The sequence below is a fragment of the Prochlorococcus sp. MIT 1303 genome (assembly GCF_001631965.1).
Lineage (GTDB): Bacteria > Cyanobacteriota > Cyanobacteriia > PCC-6307 > Cyanobiaceae > Prochlorococcus > Prochlorococcus marinus_D.
Genome location: NZ_LVHK01000034.1, coordinates 32,637 through 46,015, shown reverse-complemented (window position 1 = coordinate 46,015; position 13,379 = coordinate 32,637). Strand labels below are relative to the sequence as shown.

At 52.2% G+C, this 13,379-nt stretch carries 12 protein-coding genes; 5 read left to right on the top strand and 7 right to left on the bottom strand.

Going from position 1 to position 13,379, the window contains the following annotated elements; translation table 11 throughout:
- Positions 1-44 precede the first annotated feature (44 nt).
- Positions 45-992 carry a 3'-5' exonuclease gene (locus tag PMIT1303_RS03145; RefSeq protein ID WP_063397473.1) on the bottom strand — a complete coding sequence of 316 codons (948 nt, stop codon included), beginning with the start codon at positions 990-992 and terminating at the stop codon, positions 45-47.
- 41 nt (positions 993-1,033) lie between these two features.
- On the opposite strand from PMIT1303_RS03145, the gene PMIT1303_RS03140 reads away from it, so the two are divergent.
- On the top strand, positions 1,034-1,495 hold the full coding sequence (locus PMIT1303_RS03140; RefSeq protein ID WP_063397472.1) for a peroxiredoxin: 462 nt from the start codon (positions 1,034-1,036) through the stop codon (positions 1,493-1,495).
- Positions 1,492-2,220 carry a DUF1350 family protein gene (locus tag PMIT1303_RS03135; RefSeq protein ID WP_063397471.1) on the top strand — a complete coding sequence of 243 codons (729 nt, stop codon included), beginning with the start codon at positions 1,492-1,494 and terminating at the stop codon, positions 2,218-2,220. The genes PMIT1303_RS03140 and PMIT1303_RS03135 overlap by 4 nt, the downstream gene beginning before the upstream one ends.
- A 12-nt stretch (positions 2,221-2,232) precedes the next feature.
- Here the strand turns inward: PMIT1303_RS03135 and acs are convergent, their stop codons facing one another.
- Positions 2,233-4,209, bottom strand: a complete 1,977-nt coding sequence (gene acs / locus PMIT1303_RS03130) for an acetate--CoA ligase (RefSeq protein ID WP_063397470.1) — start codon at positions 4,207-4,209, stop codon at positions 2,233-2,235.
- A gap of 969 nt (positions 4,210-5,178) precedes the next feature.
- On the opposite strand from acs, the gene PMIT1303_RS03125 reads away from it, so the two are divergent.
- On the top strand, positions 5,179-5,856 hold the full coding sequence (locus PMIT1303_RS03125; RefSeq protein WP_063397469.1) for an HAD family phosphatase: 678 nt from the start codon (positions 5,179-5,181) through the stop codon (positions 5,854-5,856).
- A 5-nt stretch (positions 5,857-5,861) separates the two neighbouring features.
- On the opposite strand, the gene sds is transcribed toward PMIT1303_RS03125, so the two are convergent.
- Genes sds through PMIT1303_RS03100 form a run of 5 tightly spaced genes read right to left on the bottom strand, consistent with a single transcriptional unit; the run spans position 5,862 to position 10,353 of the window.
- Positions 5,862-6,833: a solanesyl diphosphate synthase gene (sds, locus tag PMIT1303_RS03120; RefSeq protein WP_063397468.1), complete on the bottom strand. Its 972-nt coding sequence runs from the start codon at positions 6,831-6,833 to the stop codon at positions 5,862-5,864.
- Positions 6,834-6,855: 22 nt separating this feature from the next.
- The gene (gene murI / locus PMIT1303_RS03115) at positions 6,856-7,662 is read right to left on the bottom strand and encodes a glutamate racemase (RefSeq protein WP_063397467.1); all 807 of its coding nucleotides are present in this window, start codon (positions 7,660-7,662) and stop codon (positions 6,856-6,858) included.
- The gene (locus tag PMIT1303_RS03110) at positions 7,659-8,753 is read right to left on the bottom strand and encodes an N-acetylmuramoyl-L-alanine amidase (protein WP_063397466.1); all 1,095 of its coding nucleotides are present in this window, start codon (positions 8,751-8,753) and stop codon (positions 7,659-7,661) included. Before PMIT1303_RS03110 ends, murI begins: the two co-directional genes overlap by 4 nt.
- A 4-nt stretch (positions 8,754-8,757) precedes the next feature.
- Positions 8,758-9,579: a carbon-nitrogen hydrolase family protein gene (locus PMIT1303_RS03105; RefSeq protein ID WP_063395465.1), complete on the bottom strand. Its 822-nt coding sequence runs from the start codon at positions 9,577-9,579 to the stop codon at positions 8,758-8,760.
- A 42-nt stretch (positions 9,580-9,621) separates the two neighbouring features.
- The gene (locus tag PMIT1303_RS03100) at positions 9,622-10,353 is read right to left on the bottom strand and encodes a 2-phosphosulfolactate phosphatase family protein (protein WP_063397465.1); all 732 of its coding nucleotides are present in this window, start codon (positions 10,351-10,353) and stop codon (positions 9,622-9,624) included.
- A 64-nt stretch (positions 10,354-10,417) separates the two neighbouring features.
- Between PMIT1303_RS03100 and PMIT1303_RS03095 the strand changes: the two genes are divergently transcribed.
- Together PMIT1303_RS03095 and PMIT1303_RS03090 are read left to right on the top strand one after the other, a co-directional pair.
- Positions 10,418-11,980 (top strand): UbiD family decarboxylase, encoded by a 1,563-nt coding sequence (locus PMIT1303_RS03095; RefSeq protein ID WP_063397495.1) that lies wholly within the window; start codon positions 10,418-10,420, stop codon positions 11,978-11,980.
- A 348-nt stretch (positions 11,981-12,328) separates the two neighbouring features.
- Entirely contained in the window at positions 12,329-13,351 is a 1,023-nt protein-coding gene (locus PMIT1303_RS03090) for a cyclic nucleotide-binding domain-containing protein (RefSeq protein WP_063397464.1), read from the top strand.
- The last annotated feature ends 28 nt before the right edge of the window (positions 13,352-13,379 follow it).

The window sequence follows — 13,379 nt, the reverse complement described above, 5'->3', positions numbered from 1 at the left end:
CAGCTCAACCTTTTCTCAAATGGATGATTCCATCGAAAGCAACGTTATGCACTCAATGGCTGCTCCTCTTGTTGATCAATGGAAACCACTTGGAATTCCAGCTTGGCGGCCTCTCGATTACTTAAGCGTCGAGTCCAGGCACCTTGAATTGGATCATTCCAACGAAACCCAGCTTCCTTGGCTAAGTGTCTTTGTGCATAAGACACCTGGGCACGCATCAAACGCCTTGGCTCTAGCCCATGAAGCAGCAGAGTTTCGAGATCCTTGCAACGGGCGAACACCTCGGCGAGATAAATGCAGTCGGTGAGAGCACGATGTGCGGCCCATACCGGCACGCCATAAGCGAGAGCTAAATCTCTTACAGAAGGCCTGGAACGAAGCTGACGATCAACTGGCCAAGCGATGTCTTCCATCGTGCACAGCCAGGGCTTGGAGACAGCTGGAAGCTGATCCTTCCCGAACCACTGACGATCGAAGCCAGCATTGTGAGCAACTAACAGATCAGCGGCATCCAGTAAGGCTTGGAAATAGTCCAGCGCTTGTCGCCAAGGCTGATCCAAGCGAGTGACCTCAGCGGGGATGCGATTGATTGATTCAGCCGCATTGGTTTCCACAGGTAGCAAAAAGGAATGCTGGGCAAGCACAGCACGCTGCGGTGCATGGAAAAGGATGGCTCCAACCTCTAGGCATTGACCTCGCTTCGGATCCAATCCAGTGGTTTCCGTATCGATGATCAGCAGCATCTCTGGCAGTGAGCTCAAAGCTTCTCGATGCAATGAAGGCAGTGCCACTGGTGCATGAGGTTGCGGTAAAGAGACAGCCTCTGCAGTAGAGACAGCCTTTGAAGTAGAGACAGACTTTGAAGGAGTGACAACTGCCTCTTCTGCATTGAGATCGGGGAGAAGATCCAACTGACCAGCTCCAAAGAGATGCTGCTTTGCTTCCCCCACGCCGAGTTCATCGATCGATTGCTTGTATTCTCCCGCACCCATCAAGGGGCTCTCTAGGGTGCGTCATAGATGCGAGCTTCTGGATGGCCCTTCAAGTTGGTGATAAGGCTCCTGCCATTGATCTGGTCGATCAAAATGGCAACAAGCGGCGTAGTAATGATCTCAAAGGCAAAGTACTCGTGTTGTTTTTCTATCCCAAGGACGACACACCTGGATGTACAGCCGAAGCTTGTAGCTTTCGAGACAATTACTCAGCTTTTGAGAAACTTGGTTCTGAAGTCTGGGGGGTGAGTGGAGACGATGACATCAGTCATCGACAATTTGCAGAACGACATGGCCTGCCCTATGCATTACTGAGCGACAAGGACAACACACTGCGGCGAGCCTTTGAAGTTCCTCGCACCCTTGGGATGTTGCCAAGCCGAGTTACTTACGTGATTGATGGCCAAGGAACAATCCGCAATATTTTTAATAATCTCCTCGATGGTCCTGCTCATATGCGTGAGGCATGTCGTGTCGTGGAGGAAATCAAAAAGAAACGATGACCAGATGGAGACGCCTCGGCAACGTCTGGGGACTATGGCCAGCTCAGCCAATCGCACTTGTCGAGATGGTGGGGGGCAGTTATTTGGCGGCGAGCCCCCAGCTCAGCTACCGACGATTGCTTGAAGGTTTAGCTGACCACAATCTGGCGGTTCATACTTGGGGCTATGTGCCAGGCTTCGACCATCAGGCTCAGGCCAATGAAGCTTGGAAACATTTGCGTCGTTGTCGACAACAACTTGAGGCCAGAGTCGGAGCCCTCCCCACACCCCTTCGCTTGGGCCATAGCCTTGGCTGCAAGTTGCATCTTCTAGCCCCAGATGGAGGTCGTAACAGCAGGGCTTTGGTGGCATTGAGCTTCAACAATTTCACGGCTGATCGTTCGATTCCCATGCTTCGCGAACTTGCACCAAAGTTTGGCTTTTACACAGAATTCAGCCCAAGCCCCAATGAAACATTGCGATTGATCCGCGAGAGTTACCACCAACCTCAGAACTTATTGGTGAGTTTTGGGGATGACAGCCTCGATCAGAGCCCAAGCCTTTTGCATAGTCTCCAGCAGCGAGTGGAAGATGCAACACAAAGCTTGCATCTTCCAGGCGATCACCTCACCCCAGCCAGTGCAGGTTTACGGCAGAACCTTCTCGGCGACTGGGCGGATGACTCCGCCCGGGCCGAGACTCTCAATCAATTGGTGGAAACGATCTCCTCTTGGGCAAGCCCATGAACGAGGTCGTGTTCAGGCTCTAAGCCGATCCAGCACGGAGCGATCTTCCAGGGTGCTGGTATCACCCTTGACCTCCTCTCCAGCGGCCAAAGCCCGCAAGATACGGCGCATAATTTTGCCGCTGCGGGTCTTGGGTAAGGCATCACTGCAACGGATCTCATCAGGTCGAGCAATGGGGCCGATTTCCTTGCCCACATGAACACGAAGCTCCTGAATCAAAGCATCACTCACTTCCCTGCTTCCCTCCAAGGTGACGAAGGCCACGATCGCTTCACCTTTAAGGTCATCAGGCCTTCCAACCACTGCCGCTTCAGACACTGCCGGGTGACTCACCAATGCCGATTCGATTTCCATCGTGCCAAGACGATGGCCTGAAACGTTAATCACATCATCCACCCTGCCCATCACCCAGAAATAACCATCACCATCTCGACGAGCTCCATCGCCTGCGAAATAGATGAAACTGCCATCCTTAGGGCGTAAGTATTCCCAATAGCTCTCTCTAAAGCGTTGAGGATTTCCGTGCACGGTGCGCATCATTCCTGGCCAAGGACGTCGCACGATCAGATATCCACCTTCGTCAACGTCTACCGGCTCGCCTTGTGCGTCAACTACATCAGCCTCAATGCCTGGTAGGGGAAGGGTCGCAGATCCTGGTTTTGTTGGCGTCGCACCAGGCAATGGGCTGATCATCACCCCACCTGTCTCCGTTTGCCACCAAGTGTCGACAATTGGGCAACGATCACCACCGATCACCTCGCGATACCACATCCAGGCCTCAGGATTGATGGGTTCTCCGACGGTACCTAGCAACCGCAGACTGCTCATGTCGTATTGATCGGGTACAGCCCGACCACTTTTCATGAATGCCCGAATTGCCGTAGGTGCGGTGTAAAAAATCGTGATCCCGTGCTTCTGAATTAACTCCCAAAAGGCTCCAGGCTTGGATGGGCGTGGTGCCCCCTCATACATCACAGTTGTCGCCCCATTGGAAAGAGGCCCATAAACAATGTAGCTATGGCCAGTAATCCAGCCCACGTCGGCTGTGCACCAGTAGACGTCTTCGTCGCGAATATCGAAGATCCACTTGAAAGTGAGGTGAGCCCAGAGGTTATAGCCTGCCGTGCTGTGCACAACGCCCTTTGGCTTTCCAGTGGAGCCAGAGGTGTAGAGCACAAACAGGCGATCTTCACTCGCCATGGGTTCCGCCGCGCACTCTTGAGATTGAGCTGACACAAGCTCGTGCCACCACTGATCTCGACCAGGTTCCATCACCACGCTTTCTTTTGTACGTTGCACCACCAGCACCGACGTCACGCTGGGGCAGGCACCCTCGGCTAATGCAGCATCCACTGCCGGCTTCAAGGCAACGGCCTTGTCTTTACGAAAACCACCATCAGCAGTGATCACGGCTTTGGCTTCACCATCCACCAAACGATCTCTAAGGGCTTCAGCGGAAAAGCCACCAAAGACAACAGAATGTGGGGCTCCGATACGGGCGCAAGCCAACATGGCAATGGCCGCTTCTGGGACCATTGGCATATAAAGGGCAACCAGGTCACCTTTGCCAATGCCAAGAGCTTTCAGCGCATTGGCAGCCCTGCACACTTCAGCATGAAGTTCTCGATAGGTGAAGCGCCGCACATCACCTGGCTCTCCCTCCCAGATCAGGGCTGTTTTGTCTGCCTTCGGGCCATTGAGATGGCGATCAAGACAGTTGAAGGAAAGATTTGTCGTGCCTCCTTCAAACCAACGCGCAAAGGGAGGATTCGACCAATCGAGAACGCTATCAAAGGGTTCAAACCATTCCAGCTCAGTGCGGGCGGCTTCACCCCAGAAACTGTCAGGATCAGTTTTGGCTTGCTCTGCCATCCGACGATAGGCTTCCAGGCTGCCAACCATTGACTGTGAGGCCAGCTCTGCGGAGGGGTGAAAGACGCGCTGCTCCTGCAGGACTGACTTAATGGTGCCGGATGGATCAGGAGACATAAGGCAATCAATGACCAGTGATTTTCCGCATTCAAGCGATTAAGAGCAGGGACTACAGCGCTGTGACACGCTTGTTTAAACGAACCCCATAAGCGACAGTCTCTGAAGGGCATCTAAATGAGTACAGATTGAAAGGGTAAAAATCTGAAATAAGATAAAAATACGAAGCACAATGATCAATTCAAAGTCTTTTCCTATCTGCTTGCAGGCCTTCAAATATAGTCATAAAAAATACATTCCTGCTAACGGTGAAAAGAATGCTCATGGCAGCACAACGATGGACCAACTATGCGGGTAATCTATTGACTCGCAATCACTTCAATATGAAACTTGTGATTATGTTGTAAAGTCGATTGTAAAAGCGATGCCGGCTGAGTTAATTTGTGCGATTGATAAACTTGAAAAATGCATTCATCCTCTGACGTAGATACTAATAACACATACAGGTGTCGACCGTCCTCATGTCGGCTTTCTTGCGCTTCCAGAATGTCTTGAAACATCTCGTCTGCATGATTGCTTGGCGGCCATATTCACTGCTTCAGTTGAGTGGAAGCTTAGAGATTTGTTTAATGCCTTGAATGGTAACTTTCTTTGAGTAAGGGGATTGTCTTGCTTAAGTCATCCCATCATGCTTGGCTTGTCTGGCAAGTGTTAGTTTTTGCTTCATGGCAGATTTGTCTTTGGATTGACGATAAGATCCTCTGATAGGTCAATAAGCCGCAAGCCAAGTAGAGCCTACCTCTCAATGCAAAATCGCATGTTTCAGCTAAAAATGCGATGGCTGCTTCTTTTCATGACTCATGAGCAGTCTCTCTTGCCAGGTGAGCCACTTTTCCAGCAAAGGTGTTAAAAGTATGAGTTGGGCCACACAACCTCCTGTTAAACCATTGACAACTTGCATCCAATCGAAAATAACTGAGCTGGATATTGAGTTTTAATCAAGTCAACCGAGAGGGGGCGCATTGGTTCATGTCCTTCCCTGCGGCCTGCTTGTTTGATCTAGATGGAGTGTTGTTGGATACTGAACCTCTACATGCTCAGGCCTGGTCTCAAACAGCGGCTGTCTTTGCTACCAGTCTCAGTACAAGTCAGTTGTCGATGCTAAAAGGTCGGCGTCGTCTTGATTGTGCTCAGCTGGTCAACAACTGGTTGAACACCCCGGTAGGGATCGAACAGCTCTTGGCCGTGCGCCAGCCGATCGCAAAGCACCTGCTCAGTCAGGCCAAAGCCATGCCTGGAGCAGAGGAACTGGTTCTCTGGTGCTACGACCACAGGCTGCCAATGGCCATGGCCTCCAGTAGTACGGCAGATGCCGTGGCATTTAAAAGTATCCATCACAGCTGGCTTGCACTGATTAAGACTCGAGTTCTTGGCGATGATCTATCTCTTACAGCAGGCAAACCCGCTCCAGATGCTTATCTGCTTGCGGCGCGGCGGCTGGCTGTCAAGCCGACTGCCTGTTGGGCATTGGAAGACTCTCAGGCCGGCACACAGGCTGCCCTAGCCGCAGGGTGTCATGTCTGGGTGCTGAGCGAAAATGAAGCCCACATCAATTGCGATGGCAAGTTTAAAGATGAGAATCCTCGTCAAATCGCTCAGTTAAAAACCGTTCTTGACCATCTCCAGCAGGCTTGGGATGCACTCTGAAAAGCTCAGTAGAGACGGCTTAAAACAAAATCAGGTAGTTCCATTAATGCACGCTGGCAAGGTGAATCTGGTAGCCAAGCGATAGCTTCACGAGATTCCCTTGCAAAATCTTCAGCCAACTGCCGGCTGCGTGAAATAGCCTGCGAATTACGCACCAGCTCTAGGGCTTGATCAAGATCGTCCTCTTCGCTGAACTCTCGCTCAATCAGACGAGCTAGAGCCAAATGCTCCTCTAGCGCATAGAGAGCCGGTGCCGTTAGATAGCCACTGGCCAAATCACTCGCGGCAGGTTTCCCTAATTGCTGTTCACTGCCTGTGAAGTCGAGGATGTCATCGACAACCTGAAAGGCGAGTCCAAGCTGGCGACCGAAGTGATGCAGTGATTTCTGATGCTCAACACTCTCACCACTGAGCACGCCGGCAGCCTGCACACTGTTGGCCATCAGAGAAGCCGTCTTGCAATAGCTCTTCTCCAGATATGTCGCAAATGATTGGCCGGTGTCATAGCGATAGAGGCCCTGCTTCACCTCCCCATCGGCGAGGTCCATGATGACCCGACTGAGAAGTTTGACGACAGCTAAGTTATCAAGATTAGCCAGATGCCAACTGGCCTGTGCGAATAGAAAATCACCTGCCAAAACCGCAACGCGATGATTGAAATGGCTATGAACAGTGGCCACGCCTCGGCGAGTGGCCGCCTCATCGACGACGTCGTCGTGAACAAGAGAAGCCGTGTGGATCATCTCGGTAATCTCCGCCAGCCGACGATGACGGGCCGAGAGATCACCATCAGCAGATAAAGCTCTTGAGATCAACAGCACAATGCCTGGGCGAAGGCGTTTGCCCCCGGCACTGAATAAGTGCTCTGCCGCTGCTTGAAGAATGGGATGACCGGCACCAATCAAGCTGCGCAGATCAGTGAGCAGGGTCTCAAGATCCAGCTCGACCGGCTGCAGCAGCTCAGTAACGGTGGCCATGGATTCCCTCGGTGGAGTGATCTTACGAGGCGCAGGCAGGACATTGCAGTGAAACCAACTCAACTTGAGGACGCTCGCCCAACCATGGCGTAGCACGTGTGGCAAAGCCCTCGGGATTGGCAGTCACGCAGAACCGTGTAGAGGTCAGCGACAGTGATGTTCCCAATGGGATCGTTGGGCTACCCAACAGAACATCCAGCTCGCGCGCCACACCGATAGCAGGATCAATCAAGCGCACATCTTGCGGCAAAATCTGACGCAAGATCGGTTCAAGAAGAGGATAGTGAGTGCATCCGAGAACCACTGCTTCCACCTGTGCAGCCAACAGTGGATTCAGATACTCACGCGCCGCCTGATAAAGCTCCTCGCTGCTGAGTTGACCAGTCTCAATCAATGGCACAAAGGCCGGACATCCCTGCTCAATAACCATCGTGCCTGGTCGAGAGATCTCAATTTGTTTGCCATATGCGCCTGATGCAGCAGCAGCAGGAGTGGCCAGTACTCCCACACGCGCTTCCGAAAGCATGTTGGCTGCTGCATCGATCAACCTCACGACAGGGATCCCTCCCGCAACCGCTTCAGCCACATCAGAAGCCAACGCATTCGTGGTGTTGCAAGCCATCACAACCGCAGTCACTTGCTGGTCTCGTAACCACTGGACAACCTCCTTGGCGATCACTCGGATTTCATGCGGCATTCGGTTTCCGTAGGGGACTCGGGCGGTATCACCGAGATAGAGGCAAGACACCTGCCCATGGCGCTCCAGCACTCGCCTGAGCACAGTCAGCCCACCCACGCCGCTATCAAATAATCCCAAGCGAGGCTTCAACGGACCCCCTGCAAATAGTTGAGGATGCCAGTAGCAATAGCCAGAGCCAACTTGCGGCGATGGGATGCTGAAGCCAGCCGAGGTGCATCTAGCCGTCCTGTCAAAAAACCTGTCTCGACAAGGGCGGATGGCATTGTGGTTCGCCGGATGACAAAGAAACGGCCCCGTCTGACCCCTCTGTTGGGGCTCCCAGGGGAGACGTTCAGCACCTGTTGCTGGATATGAGACGCCAACCTGGCTGAACGGGAATCAGAGAAATAGAAGGTTTCGATTCCATTGACCTGTGGTCTGGACATGCTGATGGCATTGGCATGAATGCTTACAAATGCAGTAGCACCTACTCGATTGGCGATCGCCACTCTTGGCGGTAGATCCACATCCACATCAGCCGTGCGGGTCATGATGACCTGCACCCCTCGAGCTTCTAATAGCTGGGCCACCTGAAGGGAAACATCGAGAACAACATCCGTCTCACGCACACCGCGAATCCCTATAGCACCAGGGTCTGGACCACCATGACCAGGGTCAATGACAACTCTAAAGCGCCCGCGGGGGACATTCGGCAAACCAGAGGCATTGATAGGCGTCCGTGTGGGGGTAATCCGGATTCCAGGAGCCCATCGGCTCAAAGTTGATGCTGTCAGGTCTCCTTCACCGATACGGCGAAGCCCACGGGTCGGTAAGCCTTCGAAGTTGAGCTTCCAGCGGTCCGGAGAGGTTCCGATCAGCTTGAGCTGATTTGGATTCAGAGAGATTGATGGTTTGAACTCAATCACCAGTCGAGTTGATCCAGGCGTTGGTTTCCCCAAACGAATCGCACGCACCGGCCCGCTACCCCGCAGGCTGCGGGAGCGGCTCAATTCTCCAGGAAAATCAATCCAGACCTTTGCTCCCTGGGCACCATCCGCTGGTTGAAAGAACGCTTCTAGACGAGCCCCTCTTGATGTACGCAACTGCAACACCCCGTCGCTTCCAAGTGCCCAGGCCGCTAAAGCGCTTGCCGCTCTAGCCGGCAACGCTGCCAAAACCAAAGGGATCTGCAAGGCACCAACCACCAGCAGGATGAGAGGGCGGGACGGAGCCGAGGCCATTGGCTCAGAACAGTGCTGACTGCCGGTGTTGGAGGCTTGGCATTTGCGCGCGTATGCGACCAATGTGCGAGTTATCCACAGGAGCAATGGCTGCACCCTGACTCACCCCTGCATCAGCCAAGACGGTTCCCCAGGGATCAATCACCATGGCATGTCCATGGCTTTGTCTACGGCTGTAATGACGACCTGTCTGGGCAGGTGCAAGCACATAGGAGGTGTTCTCGATGGCCCTGGCCTGAAGTAAGACCTGCCAGTGATCTTTTCCAGTGAAAGCCGTGAAGGCTGCTGGAATCATCAATAACTCGGCGCCAGCACCGACGAGATGGCGATAGAGCTCAGGGAAGCGCACGTCGTAGCAGATGGATAGTCCCACTCGACATAGTCCTGGCACATCCACGACCGGGGGTAGTTCACGACCAGACGTAGTCGTGGCCGACTCCTGATAGGTGTTGCCTTCAGGTAGATCCACATCGAATAGATGAATCTTGTCGTATCTCGCTAGCAGCTGACCATCACGACCGACCAATTCGGCTCTGTTGACAGTGTGATTGCTATCTCCTGCAGGTACAGGGAAGCCCCCGCCCAGAAGCACCACCTGGTAGCGCCTTGCCATGGTGACCAGAAAGCGGCTGCATTGCTGAGCTAAGTCTTGTGCCAGCTCTAGCCGTCGCTCGTCATCACCCATAAAGGCAAAATTTTCAGGTAATCCCACCAATTCCGCACCACGGCGGGCAGCCAGTTCGATCTGCTCCTCGGCAGCAGCAAAATTGAGCTCTGGCTCCGAGGTGCTCGTCAGCTGCAAAGCGGCTGCCAGAAAGTCGGTCACAGGGTTGAAACAGAGAGCGAGACTTTAGATCGCAGTGTGGTTTCAAGAGGCACAAAGGACTCCGGGTTTGACCTGAACAGGAACCACAGAAAGCCGATCCAATTCAGCACAACATCTGAAATCTGCATCGTGATCGCCAAGCCCAATTAAGCGTTGCCCATGGCTGGCTTGACGAAGACAGGCTTCTGGATCGTGCTTCCATTGCTGCCAAAGGGCTAGTGCAGCAGTGAGTTCGTCGTTCACGACACAAGCCTCATCAGCGGCAGCATCCAATAGCAAATCGGCTAATGCTCCGGCCGCCAAAGAATCCTCCAGGGAGTAGGCCCCTTCCCAGCCACTACCAACAATCCAAAGTTGCTCAGGTGGATCCATCAACAAGTGGTCTGCAACAGCTCTGCGGTTTGGTAGTGCCAAAGTGAATAAACGCTGAACCCCACGCACTCGCTGCAAAGAGCGCGTGCCGTTAGTCGTGCTCATAAATAGTCTTTTGCCAGCCACTTGCTCGGGCACCACAGCGACGGGGGAATTCCCCAGATCAAATCCCTCAATGCGCTGTCCGCCTCGCTCACCAAGCATCAAACGGAAAGACTCCGGCCATTGAGCCGCGCTCTGCCTCAGTTGGTCCAAATCAGCAAAGGTTTCAACAGCTTCGGCACCGTTGTTTAAAGCCCAGGCGATGGTGGTGGTGGCTCTGAGAACGTCGATGACGACAGCAGCATCAGGCTCAGCCCCCTGAGGCACATCCGCGGCCACATGGAAATAAGCGAGCTGCATAGCCTCGATAGGGAACGACGTGCGCCACAGTAACTAGATCATTTTGCTGGCTGTCTTACCAACCATGCCCCTGCTTCGTCCCGGACCTGCGTCCCAAGACATGCGGGACTTCCTAGCCCTACTTGAGCAACGTGGCCAACTAAGGCGGATCAGTGCCCCCGTAGATCCAGATTTAGAACTCGCCGCGATTACTGATCGGGTGCTGGGCTTGGGTGGGCCGGCCCTGTTGTTCGAAAACGTGATTGGTTCATCGATGCCAGTGGCAGTGAATCTGATGGGCACCTTGGAGCGAGTGGTGTGGAGCATGGGTATGGACAACGCTCAGCAACTTGAGGATCTGGGAACTCGTCTGGCTCTGCTGCAGCAACCAAGGCCGCCAAAGGGTCTGCAAGAAACCAGACAGTTTGCAAGTGTGTTTTGGGATCTGATCAAAGCGCGACCAGACCTGGATCTCACACCTCCCTGCCATCAGCAGGTGCTGCGTGGAGATGCGTTGAATCTCGACAACCTGCCTTTGATCCGTCCCTGGCCAGGCGATGCCAGTGGTGTGATCACCCTCGGTCTTGTGATTACCAAAGACCCGGAGACGGGAGTGCCGAATGTGGGGGTCTATCGCCTACAACGCCAATCGCCAAAGACTATGACGGTGCATTGGCTGAGCGTTCGCGGCGGAGCCAGGCACCTACGCAAAGCTGCTGCCATGGGCCAGAAGCTTGAGGTAGCCATTGCTATTGGTGTACACCCTCTGCTGATCATGGCCGCAGCAACTCCGATTCCTGTGCAACTCAGTGAATGGCTTTTTGCTGGTCTTTATGCAGGAGAGGGTGTACGTCTCACTGGCTGCAAAACACTGGATCTGAAAGTCCCTAGCCACAGCGAAGTGGTGTTGGAAGGAACCATTACGCCAGGTGAGGAATTAGAGGATGGTCCATTTGGTGACCATATGGGCTTCTACGGAGGAGTGGAGTCCTCACCATTGGTGCGCTTCCACTGCGTAACTCAACGCCGCAATCCGATTTTCCTCACGACGTTTAGCGGCCGCCCCCCCAAGGAAGAAGCGATGCTCGCCATCGCCTTGAACCGCATCTACACGCCTATCTTGCGTCAACAGGTGCCGGAGATTGTTGACTTCTTTCTACCGATGGAGGCCCTCAGTTACAAGCTGGCGGTGATTGCAATCGATAAGTCTTATCCAGGACAAGCCAAGCGTGCCGCGATGGCTTTCTGGAGCGCATTGCCCCAATTCACCTATACAAAATTCGTTGTCGTGGTAGATGCAAACATCAACGTGAGAGATCCACGCCAAGTGGTATGGGCTATCGCTGCACAGGTGGATCCGCAAAGGGATCTCTTTGTACTTGAGAACACCCCTTTCGATAGCCTTGATTTCGCTAGCGAACATCTAGGGCTTGGAGGCAGGATGGCCATCGATGCCACCACTAAGATTGGCCCAGAGAAGCGCCATGAATGGGGCGAGCCACTCAGCAGGGATGCAGATCTAGAAAGCAGGGTGGATGCTCGATGGCAGGAGTTGGGGCTGGAGGATTTGGGCAGCGAAGAACCTGATCCAACTTTGTTTGGCTATGTTTTGGATGAACTCGTAAAATCTAGAGACGTTTTTAGATGATCAGAATAAATTTTTAACTCATGTAAGAGAACAATGATCAAGCCGAAACACGAAGTAAAGTTGTAATGATTAGTTTTCATTTAAGGTATGAGAACTTTTTGCGCATGCCTATTCCACAAAGCTGGAATGTAAGATCTTAGGCTAAATCCAATTGATTATCGATGTAATAAAGTTGTCTTGGATGGGATCATGATGGCAAGTCACTTTTGGCTTTGGGACATCTGTTTAAATTGATAATCCGTGGGACCCGAGAATGGCGCTATATTACTAAAGAAACTTATTAACTAAATCCGTAATCTTAACGAGTTTCTCTAAAATACATTATAATTGGCTTGACCCGAGAAGTTTATGGAATTTAATTTTTTCTTGATTGCGGAAGAGAAATTGATTGAGTGGGTTTTAAGTAATGCCACTGTTGTTTCTGCCAAGCAATCCCTAACGCTGATTCGCGAAGGTGATTATTGTAAGGAGTTTTATATTTTGCGTCATGGTAATTTATTTGTAACTACTTCCAGGCGCAGTGAAGATGATGTTTTGCTTGCCAAGCTTTCTGAAGGCGCACTGGTTGGTGAGATGTCATTTCTTGAGTCACGTCCGCCTGTTGCGACTGTAGTGGCCGAAGCAGGGAGTGAGATCCTTGCCGTCAACAAGGACACCCTAAGTTCTGCGATCAAGAATGATTCTTCACTTGGGCGTGCTCTTTATCACTTGTTGGCGCAAAAGCTCTCGCAACAGATACAGCAGCAGAATTCAATGGTTCATAAGTTCTCGGGAAATGTTGTTGAACCTTTACGCAAGGTATTAACGCTGTTTAGTGATCTTTCGGAATCTGATGTTATTTGGATTTCAAGTAAAGGGCAATTGTATCGCCTTAGGCCGGACCAGGCATTAATCCGACAGGGAGACACTCTTTCAGAAATTTTTCTGATTCTCGCCGGTGATGCAAGTGTAAGTGTTCAGATTGATGATAAGGAGAAAATTGTCGGCAGTTCAACCCGAGGTGAATTACTTGGAGAGATGTCGATGGTCAATAGTCAATACAATCTCACCACGGCTACGGTACGTGCGGCCACTGGTATGGAAACCATTGGTATAGATAAAGCTGCTCTTAAAGATATGATTCAATCAAATACTGGATTTGGCATGCGCTTTTATAGAGGGATGTCCCGTATGCTTTCCCAACGTGGTCGAGATCAGCTGGCCAGTATGGGCTTGGCTTATCGTAGTCAAGAAAAGGAAACAGATGGGAAGGTAAGTAGTTCTGATGATTCCATTGACTTTGACATGCTTTCTGGTATCACAACAGCTGGATCCCGCTTTGACTGGCTTTGTAAGCAATTTCAGAACAAAACTGCTAGTAACCTTCAATAGTTGATTGCTAATGTCACCTCCATCTTTG